This is a genomic window from Mammaliicoccus sp. Q-M61, from assembly GCF_022386055.1.
Lineage (GTDB): Bacteria > Bacillota > Bacilli > Staphylococcales > Staphylococcaceae > Mammaliicoccus > Mammaliicoccus sciuri_A.
In genome coordinates, this window is the sequence record NZ_JAJNJL010000001.1 from 129,963 (window position 1) to 146,709 (window position 16,747).

Consider the following 16,747-nt stretch of genomic DNA (forward strand, 5'->3'; position numbering starts at 1 on the left):
CATTAGTTACTATACATGGTTAAGTAGTAAAAGTAAACGAAATAATACTATAAATGTTATTTATTTAGAGCTTTATCAAGAGTTTTGATATTTTCTTCCATTAAAGACTGATATGAAATATTTTTTTGTTTGGCTTCATCTTTAGTTAATACTTCTAAATTATGGAATTTTAATGGTTTACTGTTCGTATCTTTCTTTATAATATCTGTCATTTTTGAACTAACATTTTGTTCATATAAAATATATGGTGATTTCGAGTTGTTAATATCTTTAATGATTTCTAGAATTTCTTTTTGTGTTGGTTCTTCATTATTCATGCCTGTGACACCCTTTTGTTTAAAGTGATATCTGTTAGCTAAATACCCTAGAGAATCATGAGAAATAAATACAGTATCTCTTTTTGTATCTTTCGTTACGTTTTGTAAACTTTCATCAATTTCGTTTATATCTTTAATGAGGTTTTGATAATTTTTTTGATAATAATCTTTATGCTCTGGATCCTTTTTAATGAGTTTATCTTTAATAGATTTCGCCGCTTCTTTATTGACAATTGGATCTAACCAAATATGTGGATCGTTAGCACTTTCTTCATCTTCGTGCTCATGTTCATGCTCTTCTTCACCGTGTTCATGATGATGTTCTAAAATATGACTTTCTTTCAAATTAGCTACCGCTTCTAATTTATGATCATCGCTTTTAATAGTAGAACTAATTTTTTTAGCTACTGGATCTAATTCATTTGAAGAATAAATAAACAGATCACTTTTAGCAATATTAAGCATTTCTTTTTGTGTTGGCTCATAATTATGTAAATCCGTACCACTTGGGTAAATAGAATTTGCATCTACATATTTTCCACCAATTTGTTTTGCAAAGCTTTCATATGGAAAGTTTGTTGCATAAATTTTAATTTTGTCGTCTTTAGATGTTTGGGTGTTACAACCTGAAAGTATGAGTGCCATCGTTAATAAAGCACCAACCATAATATATATTTTTTTCATATTTTAACTCCTACATGATTATTTGTTTTAATTATAACAATATACGCTTTTACACATCATGTCGCAATTATATAATACACATATTTTTGCATTGAAAACTCATTTGTATTATGCTAAAATTATAAAACGTAACGATTACTGAATAGAAAGGCTGATGAACATGCGTGTCAATATCACGTTAGCATGTACTGAATGTGGCGACAGAAATTATATTACAACTAAAAACAAACGTACAAATCCTGAACGTATTGAAATGAAAAAATACTGTCCAAGATTAGGTCGTCACACTTTACACCGCGAAACTAAATAATTTCTTATTTTATAAGAAAATATACGACAAAGAAGTCAATTCATACATTTGAAATGACTTCTATTTTTATATACTATTACTTTATGACTTTAAAGCATTTATGCGTTAAAAATTTTTGTTGCTTATTTACTGAAATACTAATAAAATAATATGTATATTTTATTTACAGATAAATTGTACTATTAGAAAGCAAGGTGAATTATATGGAAGAAATGAAACGAGGATTAAAGACTAGGCACATATCAATGATCGCTATTGGTGGTTCAATTGGTACTGGTTTATTTATGGCCAGTGGTGCAGTCATTACTCAAGCAGGACCTGGTGGTGCACTTATAGCTTATTCTATTATTGGTGTTATGCTCTACTTTTTAATGACAGCTATAGGAGAACTTGCAACTTTTTATCCAGTTTCTGGGTCATTTAGTGCATACTCAAGTAGATTTATTGATCCATCAGCAGGATTTACTGTTGGTTGGCTTTATTGGGTAATTTGGGCTCTTGTAACAAGCGTCGATATATTAACTGCAGCAAAAATTATTACATACTGGGATATATTCCAAAGTATTAACCCGTTTGTATGGAGCATTATTTTCTTAGTTATTCTATTCTTACTCAATGCATTTACTGTTAAAGCATTTGGTGAAGCTGAATATTGGTTAAGTTTTATTAAAGTCGCGACTATTATAATCTTCTTAATAGTTGGTGTACTTGTGATATTTGGAATTTTAGGTGGTAATGAACCATTAGGATTATCAAACTTCACTTATAAAGAAGCACCATTCGTAAATGGTATTTCTGGTTTCTTAGGCGTACTACTTGTAGCTGGATTTAGCTTCGGTGGTACAGAAGTAGTAGCCGTAACAGCTGGTGAATCAGAAAATCCTAAAGAATCCATGCCAAAAGCAATTAGACAAGTATTCTGGAGAATTTTATTATTTTATATTTTAGCAATCGCTGTGATTGCAGCAATTATTCCATATACTGATCCATTGTTATTAAATAAATCAAACACTGTAACACAAAGTCCGTTTACAATCGTATTTGATAGAGTTGGTATAGCATTCGCCGCTTCAATTATTAATGCAGTTATTTTAACAGCACTCATTTCAGCTGGTAACTCAGGCTTATATGCTACAAGTAGATTACTTTACTCACTTGCTCAACATAAGCAAGCACCTAAGTTTATCAATAACTTAAATAGAAATAATATGCCATTCGTTTCATTATGTGTCACAATCGTATTAATATTCGCATCAATCGTATATGCAACGATTAACGCTGATGGTTATTATAGATTATTGAATATGTTAGGCGCACTTGTTACTTTAGTTTGGCTTATGAGTATTATCAGTCATATTCGATTAAGGATGGCCATTAAGAAACAAGGCAAATCAGCGACAGATACACTTGAATATAAAGCACCTTTATATCCATTAGGACCAATCATCGTAATCGCTGTAATAGCATTCTTATTAATCGGTCAATCATTTGATAGCATTATGACATTGAACTACCCAGTATTAATCGAATCATTCTTACCGATTATATTAGGTTTCGTAGTATACTTTATTCATAAATTCACAACGAAATCTAAAATTATCAAACTAGAAGACATCGATTTAACAAAACACCAATATAAGAAATAATTTTTAAAAGCGCCACTCAAGTTGATTGAGTGGCGTTATTTTTATTTTGTTTTTTTGTATACGCTTGTCTTATTTACACTTTTGCCTAGTTTTGTTACTAACGGCTTCCTTAGTTACAATTCCCACGACTTTTGTTACTATGGCGCCCCTTAGTTACACTTCCAGCTACTTTTGTTACTATGGCGTCCCTTAGTTACAATTCTGCCGACTTTTGTTACTATGGCTCCTCTTAGTTACAATTCCGCCCACTTTTGTTACTATGGCACCCCTTAGTTACAATTCCACCTACTTTTGTAACGATATACTCTATACAAAATATCATTCCCCTAATCCTGAACTACTTCATTCAAAACGTTTCTAAAAATTTGCTAACTATAATCTACTTTTTCATATTGCAATATATATAGTATAATAAATATTAATGATAATTTTAGAATAAAGAAGGTGTAAATATGACAGGTCAAACAAATTTATTTGATGATGTTATGGAACAAGATGAACGTTTTGTCATTGTTGTTCAAAGCATTTATGACACACATGCTCAACTCGTTAAGAAAACACTTAGAGAATATACAAGTTTAACTCGGGAACAGATGCAATCATTATTTGATCATCTTAAAGATTTATATTTAAATGAACCATTTGAAGAGAATCAAGCATTTTTTGATATTACTGTTTATACGAACCAAGACTATGCAGCGGACCAAATTTATGCGCATATTAAGAGAAAGAAATTCAGCCATGAATGGACGCACACAAGTAAATAAAGGAGTAATCACATGTCCCAAGTAAGTAAAGTTTTTCCTTTAGATAATGAACAGCAAGTTGAAGTGAAAGTTAAAGAAAATAGATTTGATTTTGAAATAGATGAAATGCTCGCAATTACACAAGAAGAACATTCAGAATTTCCATTTATACCTGTATCTCCTTGTTTAGGATATTCTAGAGGGTTATATCCAGAGCACCCTTTACTCGTTGGTTTATTGTTAGGATTCTTATACCATGAGTCTTTAACAGGCGAAACGGATGAACGCATTCAAACGATTGCTAAAGCTATTAATAGTAAAAATCGCAGTAAAATGATTCAAGCTTTAAATATGGTTGAATCAAATAAACTTGGTCACTATCCACCAACGAGATTTCTAGGTTTAAGTGAACGTGCTGTCAATTTAGGACAATCGATTTTTAGTTTATTTGATGATGATGTCATGTTCTTAGCTTCTACACGAGATAAGATTATTTCTCATCCACCATTATTAGACCATAGCGATATTGTTGACCCTCAAGAACGCTTATTTTTCTATACGAAAGATAAAGACTTCTTTGATAATGATGAACGTGTCGCAATTATTGATAATCATTTATTAAATGGTAATTCTGTACTAAATCTCATTAAAAAGATTTATGATAAATGTCCTGAAAGAGAAACGTTTACAGTTTTAACACCTATTGATTTAAGATCTCAAAGTGTTAAAGAGGCATTTTCAAGTTTGGAAAAATCTTTAAATATTAAAATCAACATCATTTCACTCATGTCATTTGATGTAGAAATCACAGCTATTGAGCATGAAACGAAAGATTTAATTCAAAATGAACTACTAGATAATCAAAAACATGAGACGAAAGTTCAATATTACTCTTTAAGAAATGTCATCAATGATCATTTCATTGTAAAAGCTCAAAACATGCTACGTGATGGTACGATTCACGATAATCCATACTTTATTTCAACAGGAAGATTTACTTTAAATGGTAAAGAACAACAAGTTTCTGAAGACCTGTTTCAACGTATGGGAGAATTATTGAATGACTTTTTAGATGATTCACCTAAATTCGTCATTGGTATAGGAGAATTCATGTACGTTCCACTTCAAATTGCTCGTTATTTACCTGGTAAAGAAATACGTGTACAAGGTACAACACGCTTTAATTTCGATTCTAGTACATTAAGACATTCTAATAAAAAGATTAGTTTTATGTCGCCTTTAGAAAGAACAATCACTCATTATTTATATAATTTAGAGATTGATCAATACGAACAAATCATCGTATTTGTTGAAAGACTAAGACATAAAACTGAAATTGATGATATTGTACAACAATTAAAAATACTTGGGGCAAAATCAATTCTCGTAATTGAAATGACTTCAATTGCGTTTAATGAAGATCGTCACGAATAATAAAAAGCAGTTCAAATCTTAAATTTTAAGGTTTGAACTGCTTTATTTTTATGCTTTTAATATTTTTTCTAGCGCTGTTACGATACCATCATGGTCATGGTCGTCTGTAACGACATCTGCAATACCTTTAATCGTATCGTTCGCATTTCCCATAGCAACACCAACTGCTGCTCTTTCTAACATATCAGAATCATTTAAACTATCACCAAAAGCGATCACTTCTGAGAAATCCGCTCCAATTTGATCAAACAATCTTTGTAATGATTTCCCTTTAGATACTTCACTATTCATGAATTCTAAAAAGTACGGCTTACTTATTGTTGATGATACTTGTTCATTAAATTTGCCATTCAGCTCTTGATTTGCACTTGCAATGTTTTCCTCGAAATCAACACCCATTATTTTTGGAACGTCACCTGTTATAGCTTCTTTAATATCATTAACTTTATTCATTGGAAGACCTGTTAATTCACTTTCAATGTTCATATAATCATGTGTTGTATCATGAATAATTTGGTCATTTAAATACGTTAAATAAAAGAAATGATGACTTCTACAATAATCAATAATATCGTGTGCATCTTTTTGACTAATTGTTTGATTAAATACGATACTTTGATCTTCTGCCTTGATGACAAATGCACCATTATAACTTACGATATAGCCTCCATAACTCTTTAAATCAAGTGCTTCTGCATGCTTAACCATACCTGCAGTTGGGCGCCCTGATGCGAGTATTAACTTCATGCCTTGTTTTTGTTTCTCCATTAAGTATTGATATGTCACTTCACTTATTTCATTCTTTGAAGTTAAAAGTGTATCATCCATATCCATTACGATGTATTTATATGTCATGTTTATCTCCTTAAATATAATAATGCTTATATTCTATCATACATAGAATATAAGCATCTCATTTTTAATTATAAGTTTATAATTTTTTGGCTAATGCCATATCGATTAATGGTTACCAATTCAGATTCGCAATCTTCAAATTCGTCCTGCAATGCTCTCACAAGCTTACCACTCAATTCTTTTTTTACGAGCGTTAGTACAGTTGGACCAGCACCACTAATGACTGTCGCATACGCACCATGTTCTAAAGCTAATGCTTTAATATGTTCAAAATCAGGGATCAAATGTTGACGATAAGGTTCATGAAAACCATCTTTCATCATCATCTTTCCAGCTAATTCATAATTATGTTGAATTAACGCACTGATCATCGTATTGCTAATCGCACTATATTTAACGGCATCTTTTAAAGATAATGTTTCTGGTAATACTTTACGTGCTTTCTCTGTTGATAACTCATACGCTGGTATTGTAGCAATAACATCGACTTTTGGTATATCAATATATGAGACATCCGTATGTTTAGCTTCTGGATCATATACACCTAAGACTAAACCACCATAAATTGTTGGTGCAACATTATCTGGATGCCCTTCAATTTCAGTTGCAAGTTGTAGCAACTCATATTTAGATAACTTTAAATTTGCAAAATAATTAGCAAGAAATAAACCTGTTACGAGCGCAGATGCTGAACTACCTAACCCTCTTGCAAGTGGAATATCACTATACATTTTTAAATTTAATGCAGGCATTTCTTTAGAAAATTTCTTTGTAGCAGTTTGTGCAATTTTAGTAATATAATGGTCTTCATTATCAGGTAAACCTTGAAGATGAGGTCCAATATGCTCAAAATGCCATTTTCCATCTTCGGAAAGATGTGCTTCTACTTCTAAATATTTATCTAGAGCCATTCCGATTGAGTCGAAACCAACCCCAAGGTTAGCAGTTGAGGCTGGTACTTTAAGCTTTAATTTCTTCATTGTAATGCACGCTCAATATAATCAATAATTGCTTGTTCGTCATTTTCTAAAGGTGTAATTGGCGAATCAAGTAAATCGATTGCAGTATCAGGATCTTTCAATCCATTACCTGTTAAAATTGCGACAACAGTTTGATTTGGCTCTAATTTACCTTGCTCATGCAATTTCAACAAACCTGCAATTGAAGCGTTACTAGCTGGTTCACTGAAGACACCCTCTTTACTTGTCATAAGTTTGTACGCTTTAAGGATTTCTTCATCTGTCACACTATCAATTAGTCCATTTGACTCATCACGTGCTGCCTCAGCTAATTTCCAACTTGCTGGATTTCCGATTCTAATAGCAGTCGCTACTGTCTCTGGATTTGTGACAACTTTACCTTGTACGATTGGAGACGCACCTTCAGCTTGGAAACCACACATAACAGGTAAACCTGATTGATTTAATTGATGATATTCTTTGAAACCTTTCCAATATGCTGTGATATTTCCAGCATTTCCTACTGGTATCGCAAATAAGTCTGGCGCTTTACCATCTAATTGTTCAACAATTTCAAAAGCACCAGTCTTCTGACCTTCAATTCTATAAGGATTTACAGAGTTTACAAGTGCTATTTCACCTTTTTCTGCTACTTTTTTAACGATATTTAATGCTTCATCAAAATTCCCTTTAATTGATACAATTTCAGCACCGTACATAACTGCTTGTGCTAATTTACCAAGTGCTATTTTACCTTCAGGAATAACAACAATTGCTTTTAAGCCTGCTCTTGCAGCATAAGCGGCAGCTGAAGCTGATGTATTACCAGTAGAAGCACATATTACAATCTTTTTACCTTCTTCTTTCGCTTTTGCGACTGCCATTACCATACCTCTATCTTTAAAAGAACCTGTAGGGTTAAGACCTTCAAATTTAGCAAATAAATTAATATTCAATTTATCTGATAAATAAGGTAAATGAATTAATGGTGTATTACCTTCATTTAATGTCAGTTGAGGTGTTCCTTCGTTTACTGGTAAATATTCTTTATAATTATGAATTAATCCTTGCCATCTGCCCATATTACTTATCTCCTTCAATTGGATAATATTTCAAAATATTAATGCCATTTTCTTTTAATTGATCAACTGGTAATTCATCAATACCTCTGATGACAATACCATACGTATTTTCAGTTCGTTGTTCTGCTTTAACACTTCTATGAAATTCGATTGTCGCTTTAATGTCATCTCTTAAGACATCTTCATCTTTGTCACTTTCAACAATGATAAAATGACTATTTTTCAGTGGAAATTTAACCACTTCATCTTCAACAATTTCTTTCGTACGTTCAGTTTTAAGTTCAAAGTGTGGTGGTAACGTATGTAAATCTGATTCAAATTGTAATGAAACGTTTAATAAATCAGATACAACAGCACTACCAGTAGCTAAACTACCTGCTCCTTTACCATAAAACATTGTATCTCCAACAGCATCACCAATAACATATATAGCATTATATTCATCTTCAACATGCGCCATTTGATGACTGTTTGGTAATAATGTTGGTTTAACACTTGATATAACTCGGCCATTCTCATATTTACCTTGACCAATTAATTTAATTTTATAGCCTAATTTTTCTGCAACTTTAATGTCTTCTATTTCAACATCAGAAATACCTACTCTTTCAACATCATTTAACGAAATCACCCTATTAAATGATAAATAGCTCGTAATTACGACTTTACGAGCTGCGTCAATTCCTTCAACATCGTCAGTTGGATCCGCTTCTGCATAACCTAAATCTGTTGCAAGCTGTAATGCTTCATCATATGATTTTCCTTCGCGCGTCATTTGACTAAGAATAAAGTTAGATGTGCCATTAAAGATACCCATAAATTGATTAATATTATTGGCATTTAATCCATTATTAATCGCATTCACAATCGGAATACCACCTGCTACACTCGCTTCATATTTAAGCGCAACTTTATTTTTCTCAGCTAAATCTTCTAAATCTCTTAAATGTACGGCTAATAAATCTTTATTTGCAGTAATGACGTGTATACCTTTAGAAAGAAATGCTTTCAACCATTCTACTGTTGGTTCGATACCACCCATTACTTCAACAACGATATCCAATTCATCGTCTTCTAAAATTTCGTTAATATTTTCAGTTAAATGATAGCTAGAAGTATTAATTGCACGTTTCTTGTTAATAGAACTCACAAGAATATGTTTAATATGTATAGATTTCCCAATCGTGTCTTCTATTTGCTTTTTATTTTCTTCAACAATCTTTACGACACCTGTTCCAACAGTGCCAAGACCTAATACTGCTACATTTAATACTTTCATTTCCTCACTCACCTTAAATATATTGTTCTTGTTAAAAATACAAATGTCTACTTGAAATAGACTTAAGTTTATTATAGTATAAATTCATTAAAGTTTTTTGTAAAGTTTGAATAATTAGAATTAATAGTAATATTATCATTATTTCTCGCTTTGTAAAGAGCTACAATTACATTACCCCCAGTAAAAGGACTGATAAAATGAAAGTTTCAAAATTTGGCGGAAGTTCCGTCGCTAACAGTGAGCAAATTAAAAAAGTCGTTAACATCATTAACGCTGATGATGAAAGAAAAATTGTAGTCGTATCTGCACCTGGAAAAAGATTTAAAGAAGACATTAAAACAACGGATTTGCTCATACGCTTATATGAAAAAGTTGTTAATCAATTAGATTATTCAAACAAACTCAGCCAAATTGTTGGTCGCTATGAAGAAATTGTGACTGAATTGAACATGGATCGTTCTATTTTAGATGAAATTAAAAACCACTTATTAAATTTGATAAACGTGTATCATGATAAACCTGAACGCTTACTAGATGGTTTAAAAAGTTGTGGAGAAGATTTCAATGCGCAACTTATCGCACAATATAATAGTCAGTTAGGTTTCCCTACACGTTACTTATCGCCTAAAGATGCAGGCATCATCGTCACAGATGAACCAGGAAACGCAATGATATTAGAATCGTCGTATGAGAAGATTTATAAATTACGTGAATATGATGAGAAATTAATCATTCCTGGATTCTTTGGTTATTCTGAAAATGGTGATATCGTGACTTTCCCTAGAGGTGGATCTGACATTACAGGGGCTATTTTAGCAAGAGGTATTAAAGCAAGCTTGTACGAGAACTTTACGGATGTATCAGGTATCTTTAGAGCAAACCCAACAGTCGTATCTCAACCAGAAGTAATTCCAGAAATCACATATAGAGAAATGCGTGAATTATCATATGCCGGATTTGGCGTATTTCATGATGAGGCACTAGAGCCACTTTATAAAGATCGCATTCCAGTTGTGATCAAGAATACAAATAGACCAACTGATAAAGGAACATACATTGTAAGTGAACGTAACATTTCTAACTTATCTCATATCGTTTCTGGCGTAAGCTGTGATAAAGGTTTTACAATTATCAACATCAAAAAGTACTTAATGAATAGAGAAGTTGGATTTACACGTAAAGTACTTAGTATCTTAGAAGAAGAAAACATTTCAATCGAACATATCCCATCTGGTATTGATAGCATTAGTATTATTATGAGATCGACTCAAATTAAAGGAAAAGAAGAAAGAGTTTTAAATAAAATTCGAGAAAATATTCCTGTAGACGAGTTAACAATTGACTATGATTTAGCTATTTTAATGATTGTCGGAGAAGGAATGAATAAAGCAGTTGGAACAGCAGCTGGAGCAACTGCAGCACTTAGTAAGAGAAATGTTAACTTAAATATGATTAACCAAGGATCATCTGAAATTTCTATGATGTTTGGTATTGATGAGCAATATTCTGATATAGCCGTTCAAGCGATTTATGACGAATACTTCGCAAATAAAACAACACAACTCGCATAGTAACTATTAGTAACTAAAAGAAGCCAACGATTTAATCGTCGGCTTCTTTTATGTATCTGATAAAATAATCTGATTGAGTTTATCTTTACCTATTACTTTTCTAAGCATAAAAAATTGATAATAACTTAAATGTTGAATTAACTTTTGATATTTATAAATATCATCTTGTCTCAGCTCATGATATAGCTTATACATCATTTGGATTTCTGGTCGCAAATACTTCACATCATGTTCTAAGCTATGAAAGTATATTTTGTAATCTTCCACTTCTATATTGTGATCATGACTAAATTGCCATTTCTCATCTTTCGTTTCATATATATAAACTTTAAGAATTTTACATTCGCTCTTCTTATTATAAATATAATATTTCTTATAATCTCTAAGTTCTTCAACAGTAATTTCTTTTAGTTCATTCAATGGTGTCTCAACTACTATTTGATAATGGCGTTCTAAAAAGTAGTTTGCTAAAGCAAGCTCTTCTTCTCTGCTTACTGTTATGCTCATGATTTCTTTAGTGTGCGTATATTCGTTCAAAAATAAATCAATCGCACTTTGTCCACAAACAATATATTGAAATGGGTAGTCAGACATTAACTGTTTTAGTTCATCTATAGATAAATATTGTTCGTTTCCTTCCAATATAGCTACCTCCTACGTAAGCGTTTTCACTCCTTTTCATTCTAACAGTTTTGTCATTATTATCCAATAGATAATTGTTGATTATTCTTTACGATTTAGTGAATCTTCTTTTGAAAATCCATTTGGATATCTATTTTTAAGTTTTTCAATATTTAGCTGACCAATTTCATCCAGATCTACATCAAGAGCAGAAGCGCAACATGCGATATACCAAAGTACATCCCCTAGTTCTTTCTTTAATGCTTCTTTATCTAGGTCATGACCATGAAATACGTATTTCTTAACAATATCTGCAACTTCACCAGATTCTCCTGTTAAACCTAATGCTCCATTAATTAAGCTTTTATCTGGATCTCTTTTAACATCAGACATAGTTCTTAATGCAAGATTTTGATATTCATTTAAATCCATTGTTTTACCCCTTTTTAATATGATCTTTTAATAATTGAATAACAGATTGAGTACCATTATCTTCAAAACCTGCTTCACTTAATGCATCATATACTTCTTTTGCTTTTAATAATCCAGGCATATATAAGCCTCTTTTTTCACTTTCTTCTATCGCAATTCTCATATCTTTAATGAAATGTTTAACATAAAATCCTGGAGCATAGTCTCCTTTGACCATTCTTGGTCCTAAATTGGATAATGACCAACTACCCGCTGCACCATGTTCAATAGAACTGAATACTTTATCAATATCTAATCCCGCTTCTTCAGCATATATAATGGATTCTGCTACACCTAACATACCTGCTGCGATAGCGATTTGATTCGCAAGTTTCGTATGTTGTCCATTACCACTTTTACCTTGATAGACAACATTTTGTCCAATAACATTGAAAATATCTTCAACTTGATTAAATACTTCTTCGTCTCCACCGACCATAATCGTTAATGTAGCATTTTTCGCACCAACGTCGCCACCAGATACAGGTGCATCTAAACTGTTAATATTTTTTGTTTTTGCTTCGTTGTAAATGCTCTCTGCAAGAGCAGGGCTTGAAGTTGTCATATCTATAATAGTTGTGCCTTCTTTAGCATGGTTTATAATGCCACTTTCATCTAAATAAATAGATTCAACATCTTTAGGATAACCAACGATAGATATAATCACATCACTAGTCTTAGATAAATCTGCAATCGTGTCACACCAAATCGCGCCTATTTCTACCAATTCATCTGCTTTAGATTTTGTTCTATTATAAACATTTACTTCATAACCTTCATTAATTAAGTGGGTTGCCATAGATTTACCCATAACACCTGTACCTACAAAGCCGATTGTTTTTTTAGTCATTTCAATTCCTCCTACATATTCTAATCATATAAACATTATACAGATTTATCAGAAAAATCTAAACAAACTCACTTAGTCTTTTAAATTCACTTAATGATTATAAAAAGGACATTTGTACGATTTTTAATACTATTATTAAAACGGTATAAAAAGTTTAAAAAAATAATAATAAATTTTGTTTGAGATTAATATTTAGTGGTATTGAATTATTGTTGATACATAAGTGTCAAACAAAAAAAGAAATGGGGTTTATATATGAAGAAATTTTTAATCTTGTTACTATCTTCATTTTTATTCTTAGCAGCATGCGGTAACGATGATAGTAACGGCAGCAAAGATGATTCATCTGCAAATAAAGATTCTTCGAAATCTGATGATGCATCTAAATCAAAAGATAGTAAGTCTGATAAAGATTCAGATAAAAAATCTGATGATAAATCAGACAGTAAATCAGACAGCAGTAAGGACTCTGATAGTAGTTCTGATGATGTCGCTTCAGGCGATTCTGCTAGTTCAAATTCAGATGGTAATAACTCCGATGATAACGGGTCTAGTGACTCTAATTCAAATGGCACTAATGGCTCAGATGATAGTAGTGGCACAGACGGTAATAGTGCTTCTAACTCTGACTCAAGCAATTCAAATGCTAATAGTGACGATAACGCAAATAACAATAATTCAGCTAATTCTGATGGATCAAACAATGGTGCTAATAGCAACGCTGACCAAAACAGTAATGGCGCTTCAAATGCTGATAATTCAGCAGCTAATGATGCTAATAACGCAGCTAGCAATGATGCTAACAATGCTGCAAGTAATAGTCAGTCGAATTCAGCACTTGGTGCAGAACAAGCTCAACAAATTTACAATGAAACGGGACAAAATCCTTACTTAAATTCTATCAATGCAGACTGGAGACAAAAATATGAAGGCGGATTAACAAATCCTGAAAAAGCTTCATTAACTGCATTAGAAAAAGGAACATACAATGGTCCTGAACAACCTGAACTATTCTATAATGCATTAGTTCAAATACAACAACAATATGCACAATAATTAAAAAGCGTGGGATTGAAATCAAATGATTTCATATCCACACGCTTTTTTTAATTCAACATATATTGTTTAATTTGTTCTATAAAATAATCTTTCATTTCATTAATAATCCACTCATCCGGCATGCCATCTATTGTCGTCTTCCAATTCGTATGAATTTCTAATGAACGATGTGGACATTCTGTTTCACTAAACTCCAAATGTAATCGAACCGTATCTCGATTAGGTGTTAAATTATAATCAATCATATCTGAAGCGATTGCTCTTAACGTTTCTTGCTCATTTAATAAAAATTCTTCATCTGTACTCGAGAGAGATTCTAATACTTCATACCCTAAATATTGTTCATTACCTATTGGATTAGCAGTATGCCAGGCAATACGCTCAGTATCAATTGCTTGCCATTGTTGATTTCTATCGATGTAATAATGCGCAATACCTTGAACATATCTTTCTTCAGGTGCGTTTATTAATACTTCACGCCATTCATTAGCATTTAATTCACTTGCATCGTTATGGATTACAACACCTAGTAAAGGTTGCTTTCTTTTTTCCATTTCATAATGGATATAATCATTTTGTGAAGCGATAATAATCCTCCCCTTTTCAATGCTTTTATTTATTTTAACACATTAAAATATTTTATTTAAAATTGTTTATCAATCGTCATACATGGTATTGTAATAAAAGGTACAATACAGGAGGTATCATGATTATGACACAACATTTTCATAGAGGAATTTTATTTTACCACGAGGCGGCTGGCCAAGGTAATATATATAAAGAACTGGGACAAGTTACAGAAAATTTAACACAGCTTTGTGATGAATTAACAATAAAATTAAGTAAAGAAGAAGGACAAATTCGTTCTTATTGTAAAACATTAGCTGCCGATACAAACGAACAAGCTTATGATGTTATTTTTATACTAGGCGGCGATGGAACATTAAACGAATTAATAAATGGTGTCGTAGAAAACAATCTCCAAATACCAATAGGTGTCTTACCTGGTGGAACTTTCAATGATTTCACGAAGACTTTAAATATATCTCAAAAACCAATGCAAGCTTCTCAAGATTTATTAGCGAGTCAAATTAAGTCATTTGATGTATTAGATGTCAATGGTACTTATGCCCTTAACTTTGCGGGTATTGGATTGATGGTACAAAACGCTGAAAATGTTGAATCCAATCAAAAAGAATTATTAGGTAAATTCAGTTATATTTTTTCTACAATTAAAACGGTAGCTAACCCAGAAATTTATCAATATAAATTAACAGCTGATAACGAAACATATTCAGGAGAAACTTCAATGATTTTGATTGCGAATGGTCAACACGTAGGTGGTAGTAGAATTCCTTTAGAAGACTTATCACCTAATGACGGGAAAATGAATATATTTATTTTCGACAAACAAAATTTCAGTATTATCAATGACTTCTTTAAAGTAAAAGATAGCATGAATTGGAACGAGATTAGTGATAGCATACAACATATATCATGTGAATCAGCTACGTTATCTACTGATCCATCAGCCAAATTAGATATAGACGGTGAAATTCTATTCGAAACACCTGTTGAAATAAAAATATTACGTGACCAAGTTAAATTGTTATATGTAGATTTGAATAATGAATAATTTAGAGAGACTGAGACATTACATTATATGCCAGTCTCTTTTATTTGGAATAATCAATGTAAACGTGAGGTTCTATGTTGCTTGTTTGGGGAGTCTTGCAACATACAGGCGTTCTATGTTGCTTGTTTAGGTAGTCTTACAACATACGGAGGCTCTATGTTGCTTGTTTGGGCAGTCTTGCAATATACGGAGCTCTTATGTTGCTTGTTTCGCCTGTCTTGATAAATACGAAGCGTCTATTTATCTTGTTTGGGCAGTCTTGATAAATACGAAGCGCCTATTTATCTTGTTTCGCCTGTCTTGATAAATACGAGGCCGCTATTTATCTTGTTTGGTCAATCTTGATACATACAAGGCCGCTATTTATCTTGTTTCACTAGTCTTGATAAATACAAGGTCCAGAATATTGCTTGTCGTACCCCTCTAGCAATATTCAGCCCTTCCTATTTCTAAAAATATGAAAAGAGTCTAGAACATTTCTGTCCGAGACTCTTTTTTCGAAAAATTATTTATAAATATATCTAGGGTTTAACAAAATTTAATATAAGCACCTCACAACATACTATGCTTGAATATTACCATGTTCATCAGATGGTCTAAACAATGCAAATATAGCACTGAAGAATGCGATAACATGTGGAATCCCTGTCCAACAGAATGCTAAGTGTAATAGTCCAACAACTGGTTTTTGTGCATAAAATTTATGAACGCCAAAGTTTCCTAATAACACAGCTAATGCGATATAAATCCATTTATTTACGAGCATAATATCCCTCCTTCAACTATAAATTCATTATAGTCTCTATATAGATATATTACCCAAATATAAACGAACAAAATCAGCGATAGTATGACAATTTTGTCACTTATCAATAAAAAAAGCTGTCTCAAGTTTTAAACTTGATGACAGCTAAATGCATTAGTTCCCTAAATAGTCATTAAAATCAGCAATAAATTGTTCTTTGTTCTGTGCTGAAGGATATTGTAATCCACCTAAAATAATAGATTGGCTACTTATTGTAATAAAGTCATAATCAATGGAATGTCTCAAAAATATATTTTTTGCTTCTTCTTGATTGTATTTATTCTCTAAATTCTCAAATACGATAATCTTTTTATCAAAAAACATAACTGCCTCCAAAAAACTTAATATATAAATACTACAAAACTATATTAAGCGAATCTAGAGGAAATTGATGTAAATACTTATTAATAATGTATAATTAC

At 31.9% G+C, this 16,747-nt stretch carries 18 protein-coding genes; 7 read left to right on the plus strand and 11 right to left on the minus strand.

From position 1 onward, the window contains the following. Positions 1-56 precede the first annotated feature (56 nt). Positions 57-1,001, minus strand: a complete 945-nt coding sequence (locus LQ677_RS00600; protein WP_239747997.1) for a metal ABC transporter solute-binding protein, Zn/Mn family — start codon at positions 999-1,001, stop codon at positions 57-59. A gap of 160 nt (positions 1,002-1,161) precedes the next feature. Here LQ677_RS00600 and rpmG point away from each other — a divergent pair, with 160 nt between their 5' ends. From rpmG to LQ677_RS00620, 4 genes are all read left to right on the plus strand, one after another. Further along, a complete protein-coding gene (rpmG, locus tag LQ677_RS00605) occupies positions 1,162-1,311 on the plus strand; it encodes a 50S ribosomal protein L33 (RefSeq protein WP_049318964.1) in 150 nt (49 codons plus the stop codon). 203 nt (positions 1,312-1,514) lie between these two features. Continuing rightward, positions 1,515-2,957: an amino acid permease gene (locus LQ677_RS00610; protein ID WP_239747998.1), complete on the plus strand. Its 1,443-nt coding sequence runs from the start codon at positions 1,515-1,517 to the stop codon at positions 2,955-2,957. A gap of 452 nt (positions 2,958-3,409) precedes the next feature. Continuing rightward, the gene (locus tag LQ677_RS00615; protein ID WP_025905885.1) at positions 3,410-3,724 is read left to right on the plus strand and encodes a hypothetical protein; all 315 of its coding nucleotides are present in this window, start codon (positions 3,410-3,412) and stop codon (positions 3,722-3,724) included. A gap of 12 nt (positions 3,725-3,736) precedes the next feature. After that, entirely contained in the window at positions 3,737-5,137 is a 1,401-nt protein-coding gene (locus LQ677_RS00620; protein WP_159316256.1) for a phosphoribosyltransferase domain-containing protein, read from the plus strand. Positions 5,138-5,185: 48 nt separating this feature from the next. Here the strand turns inward: LQ677_RS00620 and LQ677_RS00625 are convergent, their stop codons facing one another. From LQ677_RS00625 to LQ677_RS00640, 4 genes are all read right to left on the minus strand, one after another. Further along, positions 5,186-5,992, minus strand: coding sequence for a Cof-type HAD-IIB family hydrolase (locus LQ677_RS00625; RefSeq protein ID WP_159316255.1), 807 nt, complete (start codon positions 5,990-5,992; stop codon positions 5,186-5,188). Between the two features lie 68 nt (positions 5,993-6,060). After that, positions 6,061-6,972, minus strand: coding sequence for a homoserine kinase (thrB, locus tag LQ677_RS00630; RefSeq protein WP_126477417.1), 912 nt, complete (start codon positions 6,970-6,972; stop codon positions 6,061-6,063). After that, the gene (gene thrC, locus LQ677_RS00635) at positions 6,969-8,033 is read right to left on the minus strand and encodes a threonine synthase (RefSeq protein ID WP_025905878.1); all 1,065 of its coding nucleotides are present in this window, start codon (positions 8,031-8,033) and stop codon (positions 6,969-6,971) included. Before thrC ends, thrB begins: the two co-directional genes overlap by 4 nt. 1 nt (position 8,034) lies before the next feature. Then, positions 8,035-9,312: a homoserine dehydrogenase gene (locus LQ677_RS00640; protein WP_159316254.1), complete on the minus strand. Its 1,278-nt coding sequence runs from the start codon at positions 9,310-9,312 to the stop codon at positions 8,035-8,037. A 197-nt stretch (positions 9,313-9,509) separates the two neighbouring features. Here LQ677_RS00640 and LQ677_RS00645 point away from each other — a divergent pair, with 197 nt between their 5' ends. Continuing rightward, positions 9,510-10,883, plus strand: a complete 1,374-nt coding sequence (locus LQ677_RS00645; protein ID WP_159316253.1) for an aspartate kinase — start codon at positions 9,510-9,512, stop codon at positions 10,881-10,883. Between the two features lie 48 nt (positions 10,884-10,931). Here the strand turns inward: LQ677_RS00645 and LQ677_RS00650 are convergent, their stop codons facing one another. The 3 genes from LQ677_RS00650 to LQ677_RS00660 form a co-directional block, all read right to left on the minus strand. Continuing rightward, the gene (locus LQ677_RS00650) at positions 10,932-11,525 is read right to left on the minus strand and encodes a hypothetical protein (protein WP_051575391.1); all 594 of its coding nucleotides are present in this window, start codon (positions 11,523-11,525) and stop codon (positions 10,932-10,934) included. An 81-nt stretch (positions 11,526-11,606) separates the two neighbouring features. Further along, on the minus strand, positions 11,607-11,936 hold the full coding sequence (locus LQ677_RS00655; RefSeq protein WP_037587904.1) for a nucleoside triphosphate pyrophosphohydrolase family protein: 330 nt from the start codon (positions 11,934-11,936) through the stop codon (positions 11,607-11,609). A 4-nt stretch (positions 11,937-11,940) separates the two neighbouring features. After that, complete coding sequence (locus LQ677_RS00660) at positions 11,941-12,825, minus strand: NAD(P)-dependent oxidoreductase (protein WP_159316251.1); 885 nt, start codon at positions 12,823-12,825, stop codon at positions 11,941-11,943. A gap of 255 nt (positions 12,826-13,080) precedes the next feature. Here LQ677_RS00660 and LQ677_RS00665 point away from each other — a divergent pair, with 255 nt between their 5' ends. Continuing rightward, positions 13,081-13,881 carry a hypothetical protein gene (locus LQ677_RS00665; RefSeq protein WP_204258454.1) on the plus strand — a complete coding sequence of 267 codons (801 nt, stop codon included), beginning with the start codon at positions 13,081-13,083 and terminating at the stop codon, positions 13,879-13,881. 50 nt (positions 13,882-13,931) lie between these two features. On the opposite strand, the gene LQ677_RS00670 is transcribed toward LQ677_RS00665, so the two are convergent. Further along, positions 13,932-14,438 (minus strand): N-acetylmuramoyl-L-alanine amidase, encoded by a 507-nt coding sequence (locus tag LQ677_RS00670; protein WP_224658719.1) that lies wholly within the window; start codon positions 14,436-14,438, stop codon positions 13,932-13,934. 158 nt (positions 14,439-14,596) lie between these two features. Between LQ677_RS00670 and LQ677_RS00675 the strand changes: the two genes are divergently transcribed. After that, positions 14,597-15,520, plus strand: a complete 924-nt coding sequence (locus LQ677_RS00675) for a diacylglycerol/lipid kinase family protein (protein ID WP_159316249.1) — start codon at positions 14,597-14,599, stop codon at positions 15,518-15,520. A gap of 562 nt (positions 15,521-16,082) precedes the next feature. Here the strand turns inward: LQ677_RS00675 and LQ677_RS00680 are convergent. Then, positions 16,083-16,286 carry a TM2 domain-containing protein gene (locus tag LQ677_RS00680; protein WP_025905865.1) on the minus strand — a complete coding sequence of 68 codons (204 nt, stop codon included), beginning with the start codon at positions 16,284-16,286 and terminating at the stop codon, positions 16,083-16,085. 153 nt (positions 16,287-16,439) lie between these two features. Next, on the minus strand, positions 16,440-16,649 hold the full coding sequence (locus tag LQ677_RS00685) for a hypothetical protein (RefSeq protein WP_037587900.1): 210 nt from the start codon (positions 16,647-16,649) through the stop codon (positions 16,440-16,442). Positions 16,650-16,747: the final 98 nt, after the last annotated feature.

Bases quoted from the DNA above. Each gene is read 5' to 3' on its own strand.
- LQ677_RS00600 (WP_239747997.1), bottom strand. From the start codon at position 1,001: ATGAAAAAAATATATATTATGGTTGGTGCTTTATTAACGATGGCACTC.
- LQ677_RS00615 (WP_025905885.1), top strand. From the start codon at position 3,410: ATGACAGGTCAAACAAATTTATTTGATGATGTTATGGAACAAGATGAA.
- LQ677_RS00625 (WP_159316255.1), bottom strand. From the start codon at position 5,992: ATGACATATAAATACATCGTAATGGATATGGATGATACACTTTTAACT.
- LQ677_RS00680 (WP_025905865.1), bottom strand. From the start codon at position 16,286: ATGCTCGTAAATAAATGGATTTATATCGCATTAGCTGTGTTATTAGGA.
- LQ677_RS00620 (WP_159316256.1), top strand. From the start codon at position 3,737: ATGTCCCAAGTAAGTAAAGTTTTTCCTTTAGATAATGAACAGCAAGTT.
- LQ677_RS00610 (WP_239747998.1), top strand. From the start codon at position 1,515: ATGGAAGAAATGAAACGAGGATTAAAGACTAGGCACATATCAATGATC.
- thrB (WP_126477417.1), bottom strand. From the start codon at position 6,972: ATGAAGAAATTAAAGCTTAAAGTACCAGCCTCAACTGCTAACCTTGGG.
- LQ677_RS00655 (WP_037587904.1), bottom strand. From the start codon at position 11,936: ATGGATTTAAATGAATATCAAAATCTTGCATTAAGAACTATGTCTGAT.
- LQ677_RS00660 (WP_159316251.1), bottom strand. From the start codon at position 12,825: ATGACTAAAAAAACAATCGGCTTTGTAGGTACAGGTGTTATGGGTAAA.
- LQ677_RS00640 (WP_159316254.1), bottom strand. From the start codon at position 9,312: ATGAAAGTATTAAATGTAGCAGTATTAGGTCTTGGCACTGTTGGAACA.
- LQ677_RS00675 (WP_159316249.1), top strand. From the start codon at position 14,597: ATGACACAACATTTTCATAGAGGAATTTTATTTTACCACGAGGCGGCT.
- rpmG (WP_049318964.1), top strand. From the start codon at position 1,162: ATGCGTGTCAATATCACGTTAGCATGTACTGAATGTGGCGACAGAAAT.
- LQ677_RS00670 (WP_224658719.1), bottom strand. From the start codon at position 14,438: ATGGAAAAAAGAAAGCAACCTTTACTAGGTGTTGTAATCCATAACGAT.
- LQ677_RS00665 (WP_204258454.1), top strand. From the start codon at position 13,081: ATGAAGAAATTTTTAATCTTGTTACTATCTTCATTTTTATTCTTAGCA.
- LQ677_RS00645 (WP_159316253.1), top strand. From the start codon at position 9,510: ATGAAAGTTTCAAAATTTGGCGGAAGTTCCGTCGCTAACAGTGAGCAA.
- thrC (WP_025905878.1), bottom strand. From the start codon at position 8,033: ATGGGCAGATGGCAAGGATTAATTCATAATTATAAAGAATATTTACCA.
- LQ677_RS00685 (WP_037587900.1), bottom strand. From the start codon at position 16,649: ATGTTTTTTGATAAAAAGATTATCGTATTTGAGAATTTAGAGAATAAA.